Origin of the sequence: Pseudarthrobacter sp. YAF2 (assembly GCF_052113345.1) — a bacterium.
Lineage (GTDB): Bacteria > Actinomycetota > Actinomycetes > Actinomycetales > Micrococcaceae > Arthrobacter.
On the sequence record NZ_JBFRDA010000002.1, the window covers coordinates 1 to 23,817 of the forward strand.

At 59.5% G+C, this 23,817-nt stretch carries 18 protein-coding genes and 1 pseudogene; 8 read left to right on the top strand and 11 right to left on the bottom strand.

Features of this window, described 5'->3' with window-relative positions; genetic code table 11:
• The first annotated feature begins 1,048 nt into the window (after window positions 1-1,048).
• Entirely contained in the window at window positions 1,049-3,373 is a 2,325-nt protein-coding gene (locus tag AB4Y79_RS01990) for a lysozyme (RefSeq protein WP_441858317.1), read from the top strand.
• 67 nt (window positions 3,374-3,440) lie between these two features.
• Here AB4Y79_RS01990 and rfbA read toward each other — a convergent pair whose 3' ends face one another.
• Complete coding sequence (rfbA, locus tag AB4Y79_RS01995) at window positions 3,441-4,310, bottom strand: glucose-1-phosphate thymidylyltransferase RfbA (protein ID WP_441858319.1); 870 nt, start codon at window positions 4,308-4,310, stop codon at window positions 3,441-3,443.
• Between the two features lie 57 nt (window positions 4,311-4,367).
• On the opposite strand from rfbA, the gene rfbB reads away from it, so the two are divergent.
• Entirely contained in the window at window positions 4,368-5,366 is a 999-nt protein-coding gene (rfbB, locus tag AB4Y79_RS02000) for a dTDP-glucose 4,6-dehydratase (RefSeq protein ID WP_441858320.1), read from the top strand.
• Between the two features lie 2 nt (window positions 5,367-5,368).
• Window positions 5,369-6,781: a sugar nucleotide-binding protein gene (locus AB4Y79_RS02005; protein WP_441858322.1), complete on the top strand. Its 1,413-nt coding sequence runs from the start codon at window positions 5,369-5,371 to the stop codon at window positions 6,779-6,781.
• Between the two features lie 66 nt (window positions 6,782-6,847).
• On the opposite strand, the gene AB4Y79_RS02010 is transcribed toward AB4Y79_RS02005, so the two are convergent.
• Window positions 6,848-9,013 carry a hypothetical protein gene (locus AB4Y79_RS02010; RefSeq protein ID WP_441858324.1) on the bottom strand — a complete coding sequence of 722 codons (2,166 nt, stop codon included), beginning with the start codon at window positions 9,011-9,013 and terminating at the stop codon, window positions 6,848-6,850.
• A 157-nt stretch (window positions 9,014-9,170) separates the two neighbouring features.
• Entirely contained in the window at window positions 9,171-11,051 is a 1,881-nt protein-coding gene (locus tag AB4Y79_RS02015) for a hypothetical protein (protein WP_441858325.1), read from the bottom strand.
• Between the two features lie 209 nt (window positions 11,052-11,260).
• Here AB4Y79_RS02015 and AB4Y79_RS02020 point away from each other — a divergent pair, with 209 nt between their 5' ends.
• The 5 genes from AB4Y79_RS02020 (at window position 11,261) to AB4Y79_RS02040 (ending at window position 17,066) form a co-directional block, all read left to right on the top strand.
• Window positions 11,261-12,331, top strand: a complete 1,071-nt coding sequence (locus tag AB4Y79_RS02020) for a glycosyltransferase (RefSeq protein WP_441858327.1) — start codon at window positions 11,261-11,263, stop codon at window positions 12,329-12,331.
• On the top strand, window positions 12,324-13,280 hold the full coding sequence (locus tag AB4Y79_RS02025; protein WP_441858329.1) for an NAD-dependent epimerase/dehydratase family protein: 957 nt from the start codon (window positions 12,324-12,326) through the stop codon (window positions 13,278-13,280). Before AB4Y79_RS02020 ends, AB4Y79_RS02025 begins: the two co-directional genes overlap by 8 nt.
• A 152-nt stretch (window positions 13,281-13,432) precedes the next feature.
• Entirely contained in the window at window positions 13,433-15,694 is a 2,262-nt protein-coding gene (locus AB4Y79_RS02030) for a hypothetical protein (RefSeq protein ID WP_441858331.1), read from the top strand.
• A complete protein-coding gene (locus tag AB4Y79_RS02035; protein WP_441858333.1) occupies window positions 15,694-16,209 on the top strand; it encodes a GtrA family protein in 516 nt (171 codons plus the stop codon). Before AB4Y79_RS02030 ends, AB4Y79_RS02035 begins: the two co-directional genes overlap by 1 nt.
• The gene (locus AB4Y79_RS02040) at window positions 16,206-17,066 is read left to right on the top strand and encodes a glycosyltransferase family 2 protein (RefSeq protein WP_441858335.1); all 861 of its coding nucleotides are present in this window, start codon (window positions 16,206-16,208) and stop codon (window positions 17,064-17,066) included. Before AB4Y79_RS02035 ends, AB4Y79_RS02040 begins: the two co-directional genes overlap by 4 nt.
• Here the strand turns inward: AB4Y79_RS02040 and AB4Y79_RS02045 are convergent.
• From AB4Y79_RS02045 to AB4Y79_RS02080, 8 genes and pseudogenes are all read right to left on the bottom strand, one after another.
• Window positions 17,063-17,479: a hypothetical protein gene (locus AB4Y79_RS02045; protein ID WP_441858337.1), complete on the bottom strand. Its 417-nt coding sequence runs from the start codon at window positions 17,477-17,479 to the stop codon at window positions 17,063-17,065. The two genes, AB4Y79_RS02040 and AB4Y79_RS02045, sit on opposite strands and share 4 nt — an antisense overlap.
• Window positions 17,480-17,501: 22 nt before the next feature.
• On the bottom strand, window positions 17,502-17,783 hold the full coding sequence (locus tag AB4Y79_RS02050; protein WP_441858339.1) for a transposase: 282 nt from the start codon (window positions 17,781-17,783) through the stop codon (window positions 17,502-17,504).
• Window positions 17,784-17,841: 58 nt separating this feature from the next.
• Window positions 17,842-18,018 (bottom strand): annotated as a pseudogene (locus AB4Y79_RS02055) (transposase); the annotation flags it as partial.
• Entirely contained in the window at window positions 17,936-18,388 is a 453-nt protein-coding gene (locus AB4Y79_RS02060; protein WP_441858341.1) for a hypothetical protein, read from the bottom strand. The pseudogene AB4Y79_RS02055 and the gene AB4Y79_RS02060, both read right to left, overlap by 83 nt.
• A 384-nt stretch (window positions 18,389-18,772) precedes the next feature.
• Window positions 18,773-20,104 carry an acyltransferase family protein gene (locus AB4Y79_RS02065; protein ID WP_441858343.1) on the bottom strand — a complete coding sequence of 444 codons (1,332 nt, stop codon included), beginning with the start codon at window positions 20,102-20,104 and terminating at the stop codon, window positions 18,773-18,775.
• A 398-nt stretch (window positions 20,105-20,502) separates the two neighbouring features.
• The gene (locus tag AB4Y79_RS02070; protein WP_441858345.1) at window positions 20,503-21,405 is read right to left on the bottom strand and encodes a glycosyltransferase; all 903 of its coding nucleotides are present in this window, start codon (window positions 21,403-21,405) and stop codon (window positions 20,503-20,505) included.
• Window positions 21,402-23,042, bottom strand: coding sequence for a glycosyltransferase (locus AB4Y79_RS02075; RefSeq protein WP_441858347.1), 1,641 nt, complete (start codon window positions 23,040-23,042; stop codon window positions 21,402-21,404). Before AB4Y79_RS02075 ends, AB4Y79_RS02070 begins: the two co-directional genes overlap by 4 nt.
• Before the next feature lie 41 nt (window positions 23,043-23,083).
• On the bottom strand, window positions 23,084-23,815 hold the full coding sequence (locus AB4Y79_RS02080) for an ABC transporter ATP-binding protein (RefSeq protein WP_441858349.1): 732 nt from the start codon (window positions 23,813-23,815) through the stop codon (window positions 23,084-23,086).
• Between the last annotated feature and the right edge of the window lie 2 nt (window positions 23,816-23,817).

Genomic DNA, 23,817 nt, shown 5'->3' on the forward strand with positions numbered 1-23,817 from the left:
TAAGGGACATCAGCGCCGGGAACAGGGCATGCAGCGCCAGTTCCCGCCTAGGGCCAGCAGCATCACATCCAGCCGGCGCTGCAGGACCGCCCGGCGATAATGGGCCGGACCCGGACAGGAGTAACCGTTTCACTTCATATCGTCTAGACACCTTCGGGGTCCTCCAGCTGCGGTAAAGGGTTTCCCGGTTTCCTAAATAATTCGAAGAAATCGGTCTAACGTGCACGCTCCATATGAGCCCTAGTCGGCTCTTACCTCCGCAGTACCGGTCGACGCTTTACTACGGATATGCCGAGACCAAACACGTTGTGGTTCTCGCGAAGTTGAAGTGTCGCCGAAACCACGCCAACCCACATCCTCATTTTCTTAAAATCACTTGGCTTCCCTCCCGCTTCATCGGTCGCCCTGCAACACGCCAACGGGTGATGCGTCACTCTCCTATACCTCTGTCAGCGCGTCCTCTGGGGAAACGACCGCGGTGCTAGCCAAACGAACGTTCCGGTGATCGTTCGTTGTGCCCGAGCCAATAGCAAGCGGCACAAGTACTTCACTCAGATTGGCGAGGTTAGGCGGCAACACCCCAAACCTTTACAGTCCCCCCGCTCGCAACAGCCTCAACAGAAACATGCATACCACTGGCCCCCCAAGCAACACGATGCTATGGTGAGCGCGTTAAGTGTCAATATCTCTGTTCGGCAGGTCCCTGGGGGACCACCGGTGCAGCAAACCAGATGGGCGTTCGGGGGAGCGCGCATTGTCCTCCGGAGCCAATATGAAGCGGAACCTGTCTCAGTCCCGTACCCCATTCCTGAAGTACCTAGGGGTGGTTCCGCTCGCGCTTGCCCTAGTAGTGGGCCCGGGCCTCACCGGACCCACCTTCGCCCTTGAATCGAGCCCGGCGCCCAATCCCTCGGATTCACAAACGGCCGCCGCCTCCCCGACCGCTGCACCCCTTGGCACGATGCCATCCGCAACAAGCAGCACGCCGCAGCCGTCACCGCTTCCCACGCAGAGCGGGATGGCTGCCCCGTCGCCACAACCTCAATCCATGGCCGATGCCATCGGACCAGGGGGCGCGCAAATGGGCCAGCGCTCAGCCAGAGTTACCTCCTCCGCGGCCCCGTCCAGCGCCAAGTCGAACAGCATTGAAAACCTCTCCGCCCAAGGAACCTGGACGCCAACTTTCGGAGTCCAGGGACTGGATGTCAGCTACTACCAGGCCGCAGTCGACTGGCAGCAGCAGTGGAACATGGGAGCGCGCTTTGCCTATGTAAAAGCGTCTGAGGGTAACTACTACACGAACCCCGCCTACAGTTCCCAGTACCAGGGATCCCGAAACATAGGGATGATCCGGGGCGCGTACCATTTCGCCATTCCGAACTGGTCTTCCGGAGCCGACCAAGCCACCTACTTTGTCAAGAACGGTGGAGGGTGGTCCCCCGACGGCTACACCTTGCCGCCGGTTCTCGACTTTGAATTCAATCCTTACGAGGGTAGAACCATCAACGGCTTCTACTTCGGTAACACCTGCTATAGTATGTCGCCCGGTCAACTGGCAGCCTGGGTCCAGGACTTCGGAAACACGGTCAGGTCAATGACTGGCAGGTTGCCCATGATCTACACCAACACGAGCTGGTGGAATCAGTGCCTGGGCAACCAAACAGGCTTCGGTGATTACCCGCTTTGGGTAGCTGCCTATCCCGGCTCGCCCAGCAACGACGCCGGCGCCGTTCCCGCGAGTTGGTCAACGTACAGCGTCTGGCAATACAGCAGTACGGGCCCGATGGCCGGCGACTCGAACGTGTGGAATGGCGACTACGGCAGCCTTCAACGGTTCGCCGCACAGTCGGATAACTCAGGATCATCGCTGGCTAAGGCGCCAGGCAGCAGCACCATCTATCTCATCAACGGGACGACTAAGTATCCAATTCCTGATTGGTCGACTTACCAGCTATATATGGGCCTAGGTTCGCTTCAGCAGGTTAGCCAGCAGTACCTCGATTCATTGGCAACGGGAAACAAGGTCGGGCGATTTGCCAGGAGCGACGACGGCTCCATCTTCTTGATCGACAGTGGTAAGAAATTCCACGTACCAAGCTGCTCGGTCATGTACGACTTTGGCGGAGGAAACTGCACTGGTTGGATTCCACTCTCCGGCGGGCAGATAGCATCTTATTCGGATGCAGGGATGCTGAGCAACGCGACAATCTCAACAAGCGGCCAACAGTTCTACGTCTCCGCGATGTCGAAGCGTGAATTTTTTGACACTGACTCCTTGGTACAGTCCGGTCTTTCGGGAGCAATCACAAGCGTTAGCGACTCTGTAACCGCTGGATTCCCGCTTTCATCTGCGGGTCCAATCCTTCGTTCGGACGTTATTGTTGTAGACCGCGCAAGCCGCCAGCCCTATATCTACACGGCTGGAAAACTGATTCCAGTGCCTACTTCGATCAACACCGAAAACGCTTGGGCAACACCCATTAAGGCGGCAGCCTTCGACGCAGCGTCAATCGCCAAAGTTCCCTTGGGTACAGCATTCAAAGGTTTTGTCTCCAATGCGGCGGGGACCTCTCATTATGTGGTTGGCACCAATCGAAAATTCTTGATGGCAGACCCCACTCAGTGGCCGGACTCATCCATCGTGTTTTCCGATGCCCTGCTGAACCTCATAGGGAGTGGAGACATGATTTCCACGCCGGCCCTTGTAAAATCATCTTCCTCGCCCGTGGTCTATCGCAAAGACAAAGCAACTGCACGTGAAATACCTGATCTGGCCACCCTCACCCAGCTCACGCAAGGGGGAAGCCCTCAACTTTATTTGCTCACGGACACGGGAATAGCTTCGCTCGTCAAAGGGCCAGCACTTCTGCCTCTCGGGAAACTCGTTGTGAGCGATACGAGCCCCGCCGTGTACCTAATTGACGGCCCTGACAAGATGCTGCAGCTTGAGGATTTCCGGATCACAAATGCTATGGGGATAAGCGGCTTCTCCCGCATCACCCAACCCCAGCTGTCGCCATATGTCTCTACGGGTACTGTTCAACCCGTAGTTCGATGTGGTTTGGACACCTTTCTTGGGTATGGGGGCGGATTGTGGAAATTGCCGGCAACCGCAGCTACGGCGCAGCTACCGGCGCGAAATCTAGACCTTTCCACGTGTAGTTCTCTCCCCGCTGTACGAGGCAGCTTGGACGCAAGAATTTTTACCAAAACATTGGACTCCCCAATTGTCTACATGATGGTGGACGGCACTAAACGGCCTGTCAATTCTTGGGCGAGGCTCGTTGAACTCAACAACGGCAGCGGTTCACCCATTATCGCCGAATACAGCAGGAGCGCTCTCGATTTGGTCCCAATAGGACCACCAGCGTGACAACCAGCGTGAAAATGAAAGGCGGGTTATCGAAAGCTTCGATAACCCGCCTTTGCTTCCTGTCCTTCTAACCGGCCTGTTCAAGTAGTCCGAGAAGATACTTACCGTAGCCGCTCTTTACCAGCGGCTCAGCGCGCGCCTGCAATTCTGCGTCGCTGAGGAATCCTAATCGCCATGATATTTCCTCGGGACAGCCTATTGAAAGTCCCTGTCTCTTCTGAACTGTATGAATGAACTCCGAAGCTTCGTTGAGGGAATCAAAAGTTCCAGTGTCCAGCCACGCGGTTCCGCGTGGCAAGATCTCTACCTGCAGCTTTCCACGCTCCAGGTAGGTCCTGTTTACGTCCGTTATTTCCAGCTCCCCACGCGGGGAAGGCTTGAGGTCCTTCGCAATCTGCACTACCTCGTTATCGTAAAAGTAGAGCCCCGGTACTGCGTAGTGACTCTTAGGCCTCGTTGGCTTCTCTTCGAGCGATATTGCCTTGCCGTCATTGTCGAACTCCACGACACCGTATGCCGACGGATCGCTTACCCAGTATCCGAAGACGGCTCCTCCCTCAATATTGGCAAATCGACGAAGTTGCGTGCCCATACCACGGCCGTAAAAAATGTTATCGCCAAGAACAAGTGAAACAGGTCCGTCGCCGATGTGGTCGGCTCCTAGGACGAAGGCCTGCGCCAAGCCGTCCGGCGATGGCTGCTGTGCGTACGTGATGTTGACGCCGAACTGTGATCCGTCGCCTAGCAAGCGTTGAAACTGCTCCGCGTCATGAGGAGTTGTGATGACGAGGATGTCGCGGATACCCGCCAAAATAAGTGTGGACAGCGGATAGTAGATCATCGGCTTGTCATAGACCGGCACCAGTTGCTTGCTGATGCCCAACGTAATGGGATGGAGTCTGGAGCCGGTACCGCCGGCAAGGATAATTCCGCGCATGCAATCTATCTTTCCCCCTGATTCGAAGTCCAGCCAAATCCGGTAACCTATGAAACTATGCAGCGACTTCTCGTAACCGGCGGCGCCGGATTCATCGGCTCGAATTTTGTCCATTATGTAATGGCCAACACGGACAACTGTGTCACCGTATTGGACAAGCTCACCTACGCCGGGAACCGCGAGTCGCTGAGGCACCTGCCCAAGGACCGTTTCGCTTTCGTCCAGGGCGATATCGCCGATCCGGCCGTCGTGGACCCGCTCGTGGCCGAGGCCGACGTCGTGGTCCACTACGCTGCTGAATCCCACAACGACAACTCCCTGCATGACCCCCGCCCGTTCCTGGACACCAACATCATCGGCACCTACACGCTGATCGAAGCGGCCCGCAAACACAACAAGCGCTTCCACCACATCTCCACCGACGAGGTCTACGGAGACCTGGAACTCGATGACCCCGAACGGTTCAACGAGAACACCCCGTACAACCCCTCCAGCCCTTACTCCTCCACCAAGGCTGGCTCCGACCTCCTGGTCCGCGCCTGGGTACGTTCCTTCGGGCTGCAGGCCACCATCAGCAATTGCTCGAACAACTACGGCCCGTACCAGCACGTGGAAAAGTTCATCCCCCGCCAGATCACCAACGTCATCGACGGAATCCGGCCCAAGCTCTACGGCAAGGGCGAAAACGTCCGCGACTGGATCCACGCCAACGACCACTCCTCGGCCGTGCTCGCAATCATCGAAAAAGGCGTCGTCGGCGAGACCTACCTGATCGGCGCCGACGGCGAAAAGAACAACAAGGAAGTCGTCGAGCTCATCCTTGAGCACATGGGCCAGTCCCGAGATGCTTATGATCACGTAGTGGACCGCCCCGGCCACGACCTGCGCTACGCGATCGACTCCACCAAGCTCCGCACCGAACTCGGCTGGAAGCCGGAATTCTCGAATTTCGACGCAGGCATCGAGGACACCATCGTTTGGTACCGCGACAACCAGGACTGGTGGCGGCCGCAGAAGGCCGCCACCGAAGCCAAGTACAAGGAGCAGGGCCAGTAAACATGGAGTTTCAAAAGAAGCTCGCAGGCACGGAAACGCCGATTCCTGGCGTCGTGGTCTACGACCTTCCGGTCTACGGGGACAACCGCGGCTGGTTCAAGGAAAACTGGCAGCGGGACAAAATGGTCGCTGCCGGGCTGCCCGACTTTGGCCCCGTCCAGAACAACATCTCCTTCAACGACAAAGCCGGAACCACTCGGGGCATCCACGCCGAGCCCTGGGACAAGTTCGTTTCCGTGGCCACGGGCCGGATCTTTGGTGCCTGGGTGGACCTCCGCGACGGGCCGACCTTCGGGGCGGTCTTCACTACGGAACTCGATGCCAGCAAGGCCATCTTCGTCCCCCGCGGCGTCGCCAACTCCTACCAGACGCTGGAGGATAACACCTCCTACGTCTACCTGGTCAATGATCACTGGTCGCCGAACGCCGAGTACACCTTCCTGAACCTGGCCGATGAGACCGCGAACGTCCCTTGGCCCATCCCTCTCGCCGAGGCGGAAGTCTCCGAGAAGGATCTGGGACACCCCCGCCTCGCCGACGTCAGCCCCATGGGCCCGCGCAAAACCCTGGTCCTGGGCGCAGACGGGCAACTGGGACGAGCCCTCCGCAAAGCGTACGACGGCGACGCCTCCGTCGAGTTCGCCGGACGCCAGGACTTCGACCTCCTGGATCCGAAGTCCTACTCAGCACGGCACTGGGGCAACTACGGCACCATCATCAACGCCGCTGCCTACACAGCGGTTGACACCGCCGAAACAAGCCCCGGCCGCGAGGCAGCGTGGGCCATCAACGCCACCGCCGTCAGCCGGCTCGCCAGAACCGCGGCGGAACACGCACTCACGCTCGTCCACGTCTCCAGCGACTACGTCTTCGACGGCACCCGCACCGAACACACCGAGGACGAACCGTTCACGCCCCTGGGCGTCTACGGCCAGAGCAAAGCCGCCGGCGACGCCATCGTCAGCACACTTCCCCGGCACTACATCATCCGGACCAGCTGGGTCATCGGTGAAGGCAACAACTTCGTCCGCACCATGGCTGACCTGGCCAGCCGCGGCATCCAACCAGCCGTCGTCGACGACCAAATCGGCCGCCTGACCTTCGCCACGGACATCGCCGACGGCATCCACCATTTGCTCCAGGCCAAGGCCCCGTTTGGAACCTACAACCTGAGCAACGACGGCTCTCCGCAGTCCTGGGCCGAAATCGCCGCTGACGTCTACGAACTCTCCGGCGCCGAACGGTCCGTCATTACCGGCGTCAGCACCGCCGAGTACTTCAAGGACAGGGCGGCCGCGCCGCGGCCGCTGAACAGCGTTTTGGACCTCGGAAAAATCAAGGCCACAGGATTCCGCCCAAGGCACTCCAAAACAGCCCTCACCGAATACCTCAGCACAAGCCAGGCGACGGTCTGACCCGCGGGCCAAGGCAAAGCCGGGCGCCGTCCGAAAGGACGACGCCCGGCTTTGCCTCTTGGAGTTCTATCCGGCTTCTTCAAATAATCTGCGGCGCCGGCGGGCAAGAACAACGTCACATGCAGTCCACAAGACCATCCCGCCGACGCCCGCGCACCACAAAGTAACTCCTGCGGCCCAGCCAGGCGGCGTAAAGCTAACCGACAACGTGGACCCGGCCGCACGCTCGGGAACGTCGACGGCCAGAAGGAATCCGTCAACGGGTGAGGCGAGGGTCGCTCCGCTTACCTGATAGCCGGGCCATGGAAGCCGGGCCAGCGCGGCACGACCTCCACCGGATGGCACCTCGTCGACGCGAAGCGTGACCTCTGTGGCTGTTCGTCTTGTCTCGGTGAGCTTAGTCCCCGCCGACGTCCAGACTAGACCGCCTGAGGATCCCGTTGGAACGTCCCGGCTCCACAGAGCTATCTCGCCGTCATCGCTCACTTCCCGCCAACCAGCGGGGACAGGCCTGACAGATATGGGCTCCTGCCTTCCGACATAGTTATTGGAGGCTGTAGGCCGCTGGTTCCCTTCGAACGACTTCTTCAGGACTTGAATATTATCGATTCCAAGAACGTCAACCAGCGGCATGCCCGTTTCCTCCTGACGCTCAAAGAGCCGGTCAAGGAGCTCGGCGCACGTGCCTCCGAGGTAACGCAGGCATAGAGTCTTGTTGTATTCGGTGTGCCCGATCAACTGGTATCTGTTGAGGACTGACGCGTGGCTGAGATACCACGTGTTGGCCATCAGGGTCCTTGACCAGGTTGAGTCATCCTGCGGATAGTCGAGGGGATCCCCGACCACCAAGACCTCGCCACGGACACCTGCCAAAACGCTCTTGGGGCCGGCCGTCGCAGCGGGTACGGCAGGATTAGACAGCGGGCTCACAGGAGTTATCCGAAACTGCAGCAGAGCGGTGCCTAGCGTCACGACGAGACAGACCACGCCGATGGTGGAAGCCACAGACAAATTGTCCAGCCGAAATGTCTTTCCCCTCATTCGCCCCCACAAAACGCATATAGCGGCAACGGCGAGGAGGCCTGCCAGGAAGAGCGCCAGGTAGTGGTCGGGGTACTGCGCCCATCCGCCATAGACGCCAAAGGCAATGGCACCCGTTGCCCCCAAAAGGGACAGTTTCGACGGATTTTTGGCAAGGGCGTGGGAGAGCAGCACAACGCAGAGAAGGATGCAGGCCAGCGCCAGGTACGGCATAAAGCGCGCCGGGTATCGGAGCGGGCCAACCGTCGTGGGCAGCAGCACAAACATCAGCGACAACGCCGCGAAGAACAGTATGTCCCTGATCTGCGGTGCGTACGCCCGAATCCTCCCCCAGCTCAGGAACGCGACGAGCGGCAGGAACCAGGCAATATACAGTGCAGGCGCCGGGGCGGAGAAGCCGCTCCACCACCAGGAAGGCATCATGGGGTAGGCAGTGGCGATGGTGGAACTCACGAGACCACTGAGGTCGGTTCCCATGAAGTCGTCATTGGCGATGGCAGTTGTGCTTCGCGTTGTAACGGCCGCTGACAGGACGCCGGGAAGATAAACCACCACGGCGACAAGAACCAGTCCGAACCCTATTCCCGCAGTTCGCCACGCGGTCCCCCACCTGCGCTTCAGCAAGGCATCCACACCAACGGCCAGCAGGACGAAGCCAACTGCAACAGTTCCCGCTACGTACCCAATGGTGACTATCAGGTATCCGGCCAGGAAAGCCCAGACCGGACTGCGTCGGGCATCGCCGGCAAGCTTCAACAGCATCCAGAAATAGGGCAGCATCGCCCACGCAAGTTGTCCTGTGACCCACGAAGGAGCATCGAAGAACATAGTGAAGCCGTTCAACGGCGAGGCAACCCCTGCCACGAGGGCCAGGGGCGGGGGAACCTTGAAAGACTTGCTCAGCAAGAAGCAGCCAACTCCGCCGAGCACGAGGAACGCGATCTTCAGGCTGGTTGTTACGACAACGGCATCAGGAGCGAGGTAGACAATAACGCCAATGATCATGATGAGCGGATTCCAGGTTCCCCACTGCCCTTCAGCCGCATAGTTCCCACTCGACCACACCTGGGGATTGAGGATCGGAACCGTGCCGGCCAGCAATGAGTCACCCAGGTGGTACCAGACACCATAGGCGCCGTTCTCAGTGTCATCCCAAAAATAGAACCTGGGCGTCCAGATCAGCGGAATCACGCTGAGGACTAAGACGCTGGCTGCGGTGCTGAGGACCCAAAGTAGCGAGCGCGGTGGTGCGTCTTCACTGTCTTGCATTAATTTCCTGTCTTCATCTTCCGCCCGCGCCAGTCCGCGCCTCAAATGCCGGCAGCATGATTTGGCCGGCCCAACCTACTTAGCCCGCTACCTTCCAGAGGGTAACCGTGGCCGGCTGGCCGCCGTTGATGTAGGCGGCCTCGGATATTTTCGCCCCGTTGACCTGCCCTTGCCAGCTGGCGGGGCAGCCCGTGTCCGTCAGCACATAGCGGATGTCGACTTTTTCCGCTGCGGGCTGTGCGAAGGAGCCCTTCGAACGCTCCACCAGGATTTCGCGGATGTCTTTTTCATTCTTGGGCCAGGCCAGGCCGAGGTTGTAGAAGGCAGTGGGCAGGCCCGTGAGGGCCTTAACGCGAAAGGGGCTAATGCACGGATCGAACATGACCAGTTCCGAGGCCTGTCCCTTGGCATCCACCGTAACCCGCAGGTCCGAGCCGGGATCCGTCAGCGGCGTTGCCGCCGACTTGATCGCAAGTGCCTGAGGGTCGTTGAAGCTCGCAGTGCCGTAGTCATGGACGTAGTCGGCGAATTTTGCATAATCGGAGAGGCTGACGGCCGTGGCGGCCACCACCGCGACACATGCGGTCGCCACAACTATCGCGGGCGTTCGTCCGAAACTGACACGCGCCGGCGTCGACGTATCCGACACCTCGGGTGATGCAGATTCCAGTGACTGTACCCTCCTGCCCGCGCGCCACAGCTGCCAGCTCCGTACTGCAACTTGGCAGAATACCGGAACTGCGGCCGCTGTGACCACGGTGAAGCTGTCGATCCAGAAGCGGTATGGCTCCTGGTTCGCGCCCCACAGGTCGTTGCTGGCAACCAGGGGCCATGCGAAAACCGAGCCGACGGCGAATGCCAACCACGCTTTGTTCCGCAGCACGAGTCCCGCGTAGAAAATTAGCGCGAGCATGAGCAAAGGAACCAAGGCCCCCAAAACGCCTGTCCAGAGCGGCACTCCGAGGGCATTGGACGATAACTCCCGGTACGTCAGGAAGTCATCCTTGTCAGCCAGTCCGAGGAGGGTTCCGAGGATCGTGGGGGAAGCAGCTACCGCCAGTGCCGCACAGGCAGCGATCACAGGGGCTTTGTATCTGAGGAGAACCAGGATGAACCCTGGCGCGGCCGCGAGCAGGCCTGCCATGAGAGTTACCAAGGGCCCCGCCTTGGCGGCGATCGCGGTGCCGCCCGCCAGCACGGCCACAAGCAGCACGAGGCTCACGGCACCGTGCCACCTTCGACCGCGTTTCAACAGCCCGTACGCTCCTGTTGCGTAGACGAGAAGGTAGACGGCCGTGAGGAAGGAGTAGGTCTGAACATTTGCCAGCGCACCCACTGCGGCAGCCGCGATAATTACGACGGCGGTCCGGGTCTTCGCACCTGCCGGGGCCGTGCCGTCGGCGAGGGGGAATGTGACACCTATGAGGAGGCAAGTGGCGGTGACGGCAATGGAGAGCGCCGCGGATTCACCGTTGAGAGTGAAAAGCACCCCAAACGCGCCCCAGAGAACGCCGTGGTTATCCAGGGAGTGGTGCCAGTTGCCGGTGGCCGCCACGGCAAACGTGCCGATGATGCTGGGCACGAATCCGAGGACGCCCAGCACCGGCAGACCGGTCAGTCGAATCAGCAGCCAACTGATCGCCGCCACCATGACAAATTGAAACGCAAGGCCCGCAATTTGCCACGTGACAATGATGTCGGCGTTGAACAGGCGGGCCAGGAGCCCGAGGAAAACGTAGTAGAGCCGGGGATAGTGGTTGGTCCCGGTTTCGGTAAACGGTTCGACCGCAGCCATGTTGCCGTTCTTCACGTTCACCGCGATTGCCAGGTAGGAGTACTGGTCGTAGGGAAAGTACTGGCGGAAGTTGTGCCAGCTGAATCCGGTGCTGGTAGTCAGCGGACGGACTTGGAGAACCCAATACATCAGCCCGGATCCGACGATAGCGGCGGCTGAGATCAAATGCTTCCAACGGTTCCGAGAGTTAGTGGCAGCTGTCTGCTGTGTCATTCCGCTGGATACCCCGACATTTTCCGTTGAATTTCTGGGCAGCTTCCCGGAGGCTGCTCGATTACAAGTAAAGATTCTAAGGCCTGCGCCAGCAGGGTCTGGCCTCCATGCCCGGCCGCGCGTCACGCTGCATTGTCGCCAAACCGGTAGACTCTGTGCACATGACCAATGCAGTGACAGGCTCTTCGGCCAGCACCCATCGTATTTCAGTCGTCGTCCCTGTCTACCAAGGCGAAAAGACCTTGCCGGCCGTTGTTGCGGAACTGATGGGACTGGCGGAGCCACAAATTTCGCCGGCTGGCCACCGTTTTGTCATTGCGGAAGTCCTCCTCGTATTCGATCACGGCCCTGATGGCTCTGCGCAGGTCATCCGTGACCTCATGGCCCGCTACGACATCGTCCGCGGGGTGTGGCTGAGCCGCAACTTCGGGCAGCATCCGGCAACCCTGGCCGGCATGGCGTCCGCCGGCGGTGACTGGGTTGTCACCATGGACGAGGACGGCCAACACGATCCGGCTGCCATTGGCGACATGCTGGATACTGCCATGGCCCGGCAATCGACGCTGGTGTACGCGCTGCCCAGCAACAAGCCTCCGCACGGGTTCCTGCGCAATGCGGCCTCGAAGGGTGCGAAGAAAGTCGTATCCGCACTCCTGTCGAGCAACGATGCCCCCAATTACCAAAGCTTCCGGCTGGTCACAGGCGAGGTTGCCCGTTCGGTGGCCGCCTACGCCGGCAACGCCGTGTATCTTGACGTCGCGTTGGGATGGATTGCGTCCAACGTCTCCACCTGCCCGGTTGCCTTGCGCGAAGAAGGTGACCGCGCCTCCGGCTACCGGCTGCGGACGCTGTTGTCCCATTTCTGGCGCATGGTCATTTCCAGCGGCACCCGCGGCCTACGCCTGGTAAGCCTAATCGGCGCGATCTTCGCGTTCCTGGGCATCTGCCTTGCCATCTACCTCTTCATTTCATACCTCACAGGACATGGTGCGGGACAACAAGGCTGGACGTCCACCATGATCGTGATCCTCATCAGCACCGGAGCGATTCTGTTCTCGCTGGGCGTCATCGCCGAGTACGTCGGAGTCAACGTCAACATGGCCATGGGTAAGCCCGCATACCTGATCGTGAGCGATCCTGCCGTGGGGCCCCTCGGAAAGGCCGGCACCGCGGCAGCTGCCTCGAACCAGGAAACAGCCGCAGCATCCGGGGGAACCACGCCAAATGCCTGATCCGGTATGGGTCGTCGGCGCGGGCGGCCTACTGGGGCGGGGCCTCGTATCCGTACTCAAGTCGAGGGGCCATGAAGTACTGACTTCCACCATTCCCTGGCAGGATCCCCGAGCGGCCAAAGCAGCCCTGGCCGCGGGCGCTGAGCAGCTGAGGGTCCGTGCTGACGGCAGGCCTTGGGTGATCGCCTGGTGCGCCGGAGCCGGTGTCACCGGAACGTCCCAGGCCGAACTGGACTCCGAACTGGAGGTTTTCAAGGCGGCGCTGGATTCCATCGCCGAAATACTGTGCCCGCCCGGTTCCGCCGCCGGCCGGTTCTTCCTGGCTTCCTCCGCCGGCGGCGTATACGCCGGCGCCCCGGACCCTCCCTACTCCGAAGCGAGCATTCCCCAGCCGCTGGCCCCCTATGGCTTTGCCAAGCTTGCAGCGGAAGACGCCGTCACCGCCTTTGCCGCCGCCTCCGGCACGCGCGTGCTAATTGGCCGGGTGGCTAACCTCTACGGGCCGGGACAGAACCTCGCCAAGCCTCAGGGTCTTATTTCAGTCTTCGCCAAGGCCCACCTGACCGGCCAGCCGGTGTCAGTGTATGTATCCCTGGACACTCTCCGCGACTACATCTTTATTGACGATGCCGCTGCTCTGATAGCGGATTGCCTTGACCGGCTTTCCGGATCCGATGTCGAAGCCGGAAAAGCCGTGACAAAGATCATCGCCACCCAGCGGGCGGATACCATCGGGGCTCTCATCGGCGCATGCAGGACGGTATTCAAACGCCGCCCGCGGATCGTTCTCGGGGCTTCCCCCTTCGCCAAGGCTCAGGCGCACGATCTTCGGCTCAGGTCCGTGGTCTGGACGGAACTCGACAACCGCCAGTTCACTCCCCTGCCCGTGGGAATCGACGCCACGGTCCGGGACATGCAAACCCTGAGAAGCGCCTCCGGAACCTTGTAGCGGTGCAACGCCGAGCGCCGGCCGCCGCAGCGAACTCGGGGCAATCCGACTCGTTCGGTACCCTAGATGGAGCGTTAGCAACAGAAAGAGACCGTGCCGAGTTGAATATTCAAGATCGAGCTACAGCGGCCAGGACCGGAAATCCGGGTTGGTTGTGGACCCTGGCCACGCCGGTAACCGCCTTGCTGGCTGCGTTGGTACCGGTTATTTTCAACCACCGGTTCTACTTCTACGACGACACCCAGATTGGCGCCTACCCCATCTGGCGGGAAATCGGTGCATTGCTCCGCTCCGGGCAGTGGCCGTTCTTCAGCGCCGAAGGTTGGCAGGCCGGCAACTACGCAGCCGAAGGACAGTGGGGCCTCTTCAGCCCCGTAACTCTGGGCATAGGACTGGCATCCACGTACTTCACCAATGCGCTGGTCTTCTCGACCCTAGTCAAAGTCGGCCTTCTGGCTCTGGCCAGCCTCGGCATTTACCTTGTCAGCCGAAACCTCGGCGCCCGTTCCCCGTGGGCATTTGTTGCCGGCGTAGCTTCCACACTTGCCGGTTTCACGGTTTACCTCGACTCCCCGTCCTGGGTCACCGGGCTCATGGTGTGGGCCTTCCTGCCTTTTGTTTGGTGGTCCCTTCGACGGATGTGCTACCAAAATAAGTCGCCGTTGCCTGTCCTTGTCTCCGGGTACCTCCTCGTAACCGTCGGCTACGTCCACGGGACCATCATGCTGGTCCTGCTCTTTGTCGCCGTCATTGTCGAACTGCTGGTGCGCCCGGACTGGAAGGCAATAGTGAAGACGGTGTCCATGGGGGCAATCCTGGGCTTGGTGGCTTTGGCCGTTTATCTCCCCGGAGTCTTGACCCTTGGCAGTACGGCGCGCACACAGGTCGTGGCCAACACCAACTTCCTTACTGTTGACCTCACCGGCCTGGCCGGATCGGCACTTCCGAGCAACCTTCCACAGGTTGCGTCCTGGTGGTGGGGGCCCTTCGCGCCCGCACCCCTTACTTACATCGCCTGGTTCCTCCCGTTGTTTGCCCTGGTCAACTTCCACCAGCTGCGCCGCCTCACGCCTGGAATATCGAGCGCTCCGGTGTTCCTGGTGTTGTCCCTGATGCTGACGCTGGCTCCCAGCGACCTTGGACCCCTACGGACACCGGTCCGGTTGATGCCGTACGTCTGCTTCGCTGCGATCGTGCTCCTATGCGTCGCCTTGTCGCTCGCTCGGGTCCGCACCGTCTCCCGCGCGCGGTGGCTCAGCACAGCCGCCTTGTTTATCGGGAGCGTCTACCTGGGATGGACGGGGAAACCCGAGCTCTGGGCTATCAGCGCACGCATGGTGCTGATCATGGCCGCCGGTTTTGCCGTGGCTGCCGTGGCACTGCGCTTGATCCGGTCCACGTCGAAGGCCGAGGGCGTAGTGGCCGCCGTCCTGGTGGCGACTTCCCTGGCACTGGCCTTCCCGCAGCATTACTACTTTCCCAACCCGCCGGTTCAAGACTTTAAACTGCCCGCGGATACGTCTAAGTACTCAACGCAGCTCTCCGGTGCCAAGGGGCAGGCAGTCGTTGTCGGTACACCGTCCACCCTGGACCCGTCTATCTGGACCGAGTCCCTTGTGGGCAACATGTGGTATTTGAACCCCACTTCGGTGCACAACCTCTACAGCCCCATCCAGAACGCGGCCTACTCGAAGGACCTCTGCATCGCGTCCCGCGGCGAGACCTGCAAGGAACTAAGCGCAAAGCTGTTCGAGGTTGACCCGACCACGGGCAAGCCGCTCGCAGACCTTCTTCGCGTTGACACTGTCCAGATAGTACGCGACGTGTCGGACACCTCCGGCGCCGAACTCGCTAAGGCAGTCGCGCCTTCGGGATGGTCTGTTGCGTCCCGTACGCCGAATACGGTGATGTGGACGCGTGACATGCCCCTTGGTTCAGTAGGTTCTCCCGTTTACGCCTCCAAGGGAACCGCCATCGAGCCGGTATCCAACTCCAGCACCGAGGTCAAATTCAAAGTGAATGAGGTGCCTGCTTCGGGCGGAACCGTGACGCTGAGCCGTATCGCGTGGCCCGGTTATACGGCCGACGGCGCCACCATTGGCGATCCCCTCCGCGGCTACCTCCTCACGGTCAACGTGGCTCCGGGAACGGCCGGCAAGACTGTAACCATCTCGTTCCAGCCGCCGGGCTGGGCAATCGAAATCGCCTCGCTCAGTGCCGCGCTCCTTCTGGGTGCCGCATGGGCCTTGGTCCATGCGCTGCGAGTCCGACGCCGACGCGGCTCCCCTGGCGAGCAGTCGCCAATGGTTGACCGGGCGGCCGACGCCGCCTTCGTGACCGGTCGCGGTCTTGCTCCCGACCCCCGCTCAAGCGAGGCAGAGCCGGAATACGCTTTGAGAAAGGAGGACCAATAGTGGCTTCCCAACCGCCAACAGCGGACGAGCCTGTTCGCGGCATACACTCGGGGCCGCCGGGCCCGCTGATGAAGATCGTCAAAGATCAGCGCGTGGCCTTTCTCCTCGTAGGGGGCGCCAACACGGCTTTCAGCACCGGTCTCTTCATTGTCCTGGCGTTGGCGTTCCCGCAGGCGCCGTCCTTCATCCTCCTCTCGGTTTCGTGGACAATTTCGCTCATCGCGGTCTTCTTCGTTTACCGAAAGCTGGTATTCCGCGTCAAGGGACATGTCTGGCTCGACCTCGGGCGGTTCGCCCTGGTCAACCTCACATCGCTGTTGGTTAACGTCGGATTACTCTCCTTGCTTGCTGACTTGCTGAAGTTTCCGCGAATCCCCACCCAATTGGCCATCACCCTGTTGTCCGTGATCATCAGTTACTTCGGTCACCGCCACTTTTCATTCCGGCGCAAGAGCTCGCCGGTACAACCGCAGACCGCCCCCATCAACGGCACTAAAGAGGAAGAGACGGCATGACCCCGAAAGTCTCCATAGTTATCCCCGCGTATAACAACGTCCAGTACATCGCTGAAACGCTGGACTCAGTCCTAACCCAGACGTACGACGACTACGAAGTCGTCATTGCCGATCACTCGTCCGTTGACGGAACAAAGGACGTCATTGACGGCTACGGCAGCCACCCAAAGCTCCGGATCCTGAGCCCGACCCCCGCGGGCGGCGGCGCACAGGCCAACTGGAACAGAGTCAGTTCCGAAGCCCGGGGGACCTACCTCAAACTGGTGTGCGGCGATGACATCATTTCACCCACTGCCCTGGCTGAGCAGGTGGCGGCTTTCGAGGCGAATCCGACGGCTGTCCTGGTCGCCTGTCAGCGGGATCTGGTCGACTCCAATGGTGGCATATTCATGAGAAACCGGGGACTTCAGGGAATTTCCGGACTGGTGAGCGGCGCCGAGGCCGTTCGCGCCACCGTTGTTGCAGGGGCAAACATCTTCGGGGAACCGGCGTGCGTCATGTTTCGGCGGGAACTCCTGGAGCATGAAGGCGGCTGGGACAACACCAACCCCTACCTTATAGATGAGGCCACTTATGCACGCATATGCTTTCATGGAGATGTCATTGCATTGCGGCGCAGTCTGGCCACCTTTCGAATCAGTGCCAGTCAGTGGAGCGTGCGCCTGGCCCAGCAACAGTCCCACCAAGCAATCGCCTTCCACAATGAGATCGCCCACAAGCATCCGGGCGTGCTCACCCCGTTCGATCTGGCTCTGGGGAACCTGAAGGCGATAGGTATGTCTTATGCCCGCCGCCTGGCTTACGTTCGACTTCGCAAACGCATGGGTCACGAACTCGCAGTGGAAAGCACGGTCTAAATGACTGTTCCGGTAATTTGGTGACGCGGGGATCGACTTGACGCAATAAGAGGACCTCCGTTGGTGTGTTGGGCTTGTCTATAGCGAACACACACGATGGTTGTCATCAACTGCTCGAAGAGTATCCACGACCGCGTTCCAGGGTCATGGAAGTAGCGCAGGCAGCGGAATCGGTGTTCATCGCCGCCGAGCATCCGCGGGCTGAACTTGTCCACGTCAGGAAAGTGCAGCAGGCCGGCCTCGGTCCCCGCGCCCCGGACCATCCACCAGGACACGGCTGACCCTGCGGCGGTCGCCGACACGGCCGTCGCGGAGCGGATGACCGCGTCCACGAGCTGGCCCCGGTGCTGCTGGCGGAGCGGAAACGGGCTCTTCACGGTTGTGGGGAATTGGATCCCTGGAATGAGCGTCATGCCGCCGTCCGGACGACACTTCTCAAGAGAAGAACCGATTGGTGCTTGGCTGCGTCGCCGTATCCCGGGCGGTGCGCTTGACGGTCTTGATCGCGGTGTTGTTGGCCTCGATCTTGCCGGTCCTGGCGCCGGTGATGACTAGCACCTTGATCTCTTCCCACCATCTGCAAACTGTGCGGTAGAGCCTGTTGGTTTCCGGCCGTGTGGCTGCCGTGACCAGGCCCTCGAGTACCTTCTTGGCCGCGGCGGCGTCTTCCAAGGGTGCCGGGGCCCGGACCTGTTCCTTTACGTCGGCGGACGGCACGGCAGCTAAGTGTTTCGCCGCGGCGCAGGAGGAGCATGCGGTTGGCCCAGGCCTTGCCGATGGGCCGGCCGCGACGGCCTGTGACCTGTTGGGAGAACTTTTGCCGGGTCTCCGTCATGAACTTATCGACAAGCGTGATCAGGTGGAAATGATTAACTGCGACTGCCGTCCGTGGAAGCCACATCCGTAACGCCTTCCTGAACGCCGCGGAAGGGTCGATTGCCACGACCTGCACGGCCAGCCGCCATTCCAGCGGTCGGGCGAACAGCCAGTCCCCCACGCCCCTTGTGGTCACGGCCGTCGACCATGCCAAGGACCTGACCGGTGTCCATGCCCAGCATCCGCATCCGCGTGCTGAGCTTGTCCGCGTCGGGCAGCTGCAGCAGGCACGCCTCGGTCACCGCTGCCCGGACCATCCACCAGGACACGGCGAACCCTGCAGCTGTTTCGGCCACGGGCCGGCCGGAGCGGATGACCGCGTCCACGACCTGGTTCCGCAGCCCGATCGTCGTGCGGGCGCGGGGCGGCGCCTGGGGCGTTGATTCAAACAACGACAGCCGGGCAGGCGGGCTCTTCGCATTACCAGCGGACTTGGACCACAGCACTTCCAGAGTCCAGCGACGGGAATTCGCGGAGCCGCTGACGGCGGCGCTCTTTCCGCCGGGATGCGATGACCCCGTATCTCGGGCATCCCGGCGGGTGGTCGGTGCCGACAATGACCTGCCCGCGAGCGGCAGTGATGGTAGTGGAGATGACGTGGTAGTCGGGCAGCTTGAAGAGGACGGGGCAGCGTCGGCTGCGACCCCAGTAGGCTCGGATCAAAGGCTCCTGGTCCAGTTCCAGGTTGAATGCTAGGCACACTCATCCCAGCAGGGCCACTGGCCCCCTTGTCTTCAACGACACGAACTCAATTCCCCGCCAACCACGAAGACCAAAATGCGAAGGGCATCGCCGCTCGGCGGTTTCACCAACCAGCCCGCTTGGTACTTCTAGAGCCTCCGCTCAGCCAGGTCATGCTGTGCATCGTGGCCTATCGGAGGATCGTCGACGGCCCGCTCAGGAATGTTCTGTGTAGACATGACCCGCATTTTACGGCGGGCCGGTTCTTCGAAGAAACGCCACAAACAATAGCCTGCTGCCGATACGATCGCTGGAATAAGAACAAACCCAACTTGGGCCCCTATGCTTCCTGCTCCGAAGGCGGTTGGGAACGTCATTTGCAGTTTCCAAAACATCTCGATAAGGGGCATGTGGACCAGGTAGATACTGTAAGACGCCATACCTCCCACCACGAAAGCCTTCGAAGAAAGCAGCCTTGCAATATGCCGGTCCGCAATACCTAGCGCGCCAACGATTAGCACCAATATGGGTATCAGCACACCTATATATTGAGTACGCCCAGTCCGATCCATCCAGAAACATCCTGCAAGAATTAGCATAGTTGCAGCAACAACTATGTGGCTTGCAATCAATCTATTCTTACCCGTCGGTGGAATCCTACGAACGATGTAGAAAACGAGAGCACCGGCCATAAAAGCGCAGAGTATCCTAAGTAACCACATCCATGCGCCGTAGAGACCAAGAACGTACGAGAAGAATACAACCGGGAAAAGGAGTACGCCGACCATAATTACGAGAGACCGAGTGCTGAGTGATCTGTTGATCCTAAAAATTAGAAGAACTAGTACAGGAAACAATAGGTAGGCGAAGGCCTCAGCTGACACAGACCAAGCAGCACCATTCCAAGTGAGCCTCTCAAAGCTCGGTTCAGTCCATTGCACCACCAGCGTAAGCTGCCGCAGGAAGCTCCCCACGCTGTATTCATGCACGCTTACGGGGTCATCACTGTGCCGCGCCAAAAGGAGTCCGTGCCACACAGCTGCGAAAACCAGCATGAATGCGTATGCTGGCCAAACCCGGGCCACTCGCGCCCACCAGAACTTTAAAGTGGCTGAACGACCTAACTTCATACCCATCCTGTCGCCGTAGTTCAACGCCAACACGTAACCGCTCAATGCGAAAAAGAGGTCGACTCCGAGCTCACCGTGAGCCAAGACGGGGCCCAGAACATTAGACACCCAAGGGAATTCACTCGCAATGTTTCCTCGGATATGGAACAGTACTACCCACATTGCAGCAACTATACGAACGCCGGTTAACGCGTGGACTTGCTGCACCACGACGCCTGCAGCACGAGAGGAGGTTGGTAGCGTCATATTGTCTTGCATGAGATCCTTACGGTCATCAAGGAGATTGCCGGCGCACGACGGGCTATTTTCCTTGTGCAGTCTTTCAAGAATACCGGATGGGGAAATGCCCACTACTGCAATCCTGGGAGATCGCCATCAGGACGTCCGGCCCGGAGACTACTTGTGGCTCGCGAGGATCTTGGGCTGCTGAGTTGAACTTCTTGTTGCTGCGTTGCTGTGATGATGTACCGTCCAACGGCCCTCAAGACTCTTTGAGTGGGCATCGCCGTCCGGCGACTACAAGGTCTCGATTGCAAAACATGGCTTCCTGCTGGGCCTGTCATTGGCCCAGACTGAATCAGGTCAATCAAGCCATACGCAAGGGACAACCTGGAGGCTGCAAGCGACCTGGGACGGCATTTGTACGACATCGGTTGGCCGTCCAAGATCCGCCTCAACTCCTTCAGACCTGAGCAGGCTGGTCTTCTTTCAAACCTGCATCGCACGGCGTCGGCCCTTGTCAGTGAGGATCAAGCAACACTACGTACCTTTTTCGGCGTCGGGTTGAACTTGATGCCATCAAGGATCTTCGCGGCAACCCCAAGCCTAAGTCGCCACCCCACCTTCCCTCGCCGCATCCACACAAAAGTACTTACGACGAACCTAAGCCAATCAAGCTTATTATTGTGATGCCAGTGATATGACGACTCATTCCGGGCACCAAAGAAGAACTTCCATGCGTTGCCGCCGTTGAGATCACCAAAGTTCACGCCACGGTTGTCAGGCATGTCATGCACGACGACGCTATCCAACACCTGAACACCCGGACCTTCTGCGCTGATTCGCAGCGTGTACTCCATGTCATCAAACCAAATAAAGTACTCGACCAAAGGCAGCCCGTACTTTGCGATCGACCGCCGGGGAATTAGGACCGAAACGAAAGAACAGTTAGTGATAATTACCGAGTTCTGACCTTTAGCAATCAAACGGCCCCAGTCCCAGGCAGTACCCGGATTGTTCATCTCACAGATGGACCCGTCAGTATAGCGGACCAAGGAGCAGCTGTATGGAACAGGGCGTCCCAGTTCGTCCTCAGCGGCGGAATGGCCCGCCAACAGGCGCTCGAGCGCCGTTTTATCCGTATAGCAGTCGTCATCCATAATCCAGACCCAGTCAGCACCGCGCTCGTAGGCCCTACCCATGCCAGCCGCGAAGCCGCCTGCGCCACCGGTGTTGGTCTCAAGCCGGAGAATTTCGATCCGGGGATCATCTTGGTATGTAGCCAAGAGTTCAGACGTGGAATCAGTGCTGGCATTGTCCACTACCACCAGCATGTCAACCGCGCGCGACTGCGCCAGGATCGAATCCAAAACCCGGCCTAACTTCTCAGCCCTGTTGTACGTTACAACCACGGCCGCAACTCTATCGGTCATGCCTTCCATCCTTCGTAAAGCGCCTTTGTCCACCCGCGGGCATCCGGTGATTGTTTCAAGGCGATGATCTTTTCCTGTTGCTCCGCTACGATCTGCATGCGCAATGCTTCCGATGACATCACTGCCAAGGTTCGTGCCACGGCCTCTTTAACGAAAGCAAATGGCTGCCGGGGAAGTAATGCCTGTCCTGCCACCAAGGACGCTTGGGAACCAACGTCGGTCGACAAAACGGCAACATTCATTGCTGTGGCCTCGAATGTCGTTAGTGTGAGGCCCTCATTGTCAGAGGAAACAACCAGCAGGTCGGCTTCCGCCAAGGTGTCGCTCACTGGTTGGGGAGGATGTCGCATTTCGACGCTGCCCGCCAAACCGTAATGCTGAACCAGCCTCTGCGTCTCTTCCAATAGAGCGCCATCGCCGTGCACTATGAACTTTACGTCGCGTTCGGCCGTCTTCTTCAGCTCAGCAGCGTAGCGGAGAAAAAGGTAAGGACGCTTCTGCTGACTAAGTCTCCCAACAAAAGCGACCGTGAACGGCTTGGCAACTTGCAGGAGCTGGGGTGCCAGAATAGGCACAAATTGATCAGACAGCCCGTAGAGTGGCGCCAAGGCCACTCTGCTTTTCGGCACGTCCCGCACCAGCGCGAGGTAGTCCCGGAGTTGGGGAGAGATGACGTGATGAATGTCGATGACGTTCGAAAGTTTGACGGAAACTTCAACGAAACCCCCAGTGCGCCACTCCAGGATATGCAGTGTGTCCACGACTTGAATCGAGGCATCAAACGCTTTTAGCCATGGCAACCGATGGTACAGCCAATTGTTGTGATGTACGTGAATACCTCGCACGGAAAATTCAGAGAGCAAGGCGAGAAGCAGATCAGCTTCTTCACCCTGGGGTAGCGGAAATGTCATTGGCAGTACCAAGGCACCGTGGAGTTCCGGCCGGTCTATCCACGGGTGAGATGAGTCCTTGTCAGTCAGCACGATCGGAAGAAAGCCAGCGCCTTTAGCCAATGCAATAGATTCCAATGCCCACCGCTCGGCTCCTCCCATTTCCAGCCAGTGCAAACCGAATATAATAGCTGGTCGCCGCAACGGCTGCTCGTTGTGCGATCGCAAGGCAGGAGCCGATACCTGCGGTGCTGCCATTCTTTGGTCGCGACGCTTCGGTATTAGGTGTCTCTCATATACGTCGGTGAGGCCCTGCCGTAACGCATCAAAAATTACGGGCGCACCAAACCTGACTCGCTTAAAGACTTTGCCCTTGAGCCCCGCACGATCGTAGTAACTTGTGCCCCCTTCCGAGCCCTCACCTCCGAGGTCGATGACCAGTGGCAACACGCCGGCCTCATGAGACACGACCGCTTTGAGGTTGCTCCGAACAGACAGGGCGCAGATTGCGGTTCGATCAGCTCTCCATTCCAGACGATGACAGGACTGGTCAGTCAGACGCGGAAACTCTCCATCAGGAGCCCTCAGCACCACGACTTTAAACTCTCGTCCAGGATGAACGAGGGAGTGATAGTTCAGCGCGCCCGCAAGCAGCCCCAGTTCCCGCCCGCTCAGGCGTCCTCCTTGCCCGCTGAGGCCGCTCTCTCCTTCGTCAACGATGTCGAAAAGCCGTAATGACGTACTCATGGATCCTTCCGGGGTAAACAAATCCGTTTCAACTGGCGGCATCAGTTCGCCCGCAAGAGGTTAACTGCGTCAGCGATGGGACCATCCGCGACCTTCCGGCCTTGGCGCAAGACGACGCCGCGATCGCACACCCTGCTGACCATGTCCAGGTCATGGCTAACGACCACAAGCGTCGTACCGGACGAGCGCAATTCCTGCACACGGGCGAGGCACTTCTTCTGGAAAGGTTCGTCACCAACAGAGAGAATCTCATCGATGAGAAAAACATCCGGCTTAGTATGGACGGCCACAGAAAATGCCAGCCGGAGGAACATCCCGGACGAATAGAATTTGACTTCAGTATCGATGAATTTTCCGATCTCGGAGAACTCAACGATCTCGTCAAAACGATCGGTCGTCTCTTGTTCGGTCATACCAAGGATTACACCGTTGAGGTATACGTTCTCGCGGCCCGTGAGGTCAGGGTGGAATCCTGCCCCAACCTCAATGAGTCCCGCAACCTTGCCTCGGGTCCTAACCCGCCCGGTGTCCGAACCCATCACGCCCGATATCAGCTTGAGAAGGGTAGATTTACCTGAGCCGTTGTAACCGAGCAAAGCAACCGACTCTCCGGCATTCACGGTTAGGTCCACGCCGTCCAGAGCCATGAACGTAGAGGAGAGATCCCCCCTACGCCCTTTGAAGAGCCATACGACCGTCTCCTTTAGAGATCTAGTATGGCGAAGATTAAAACGTTTAGAGACGTTTTCAACGACAATGGCTTCATTACCCACGA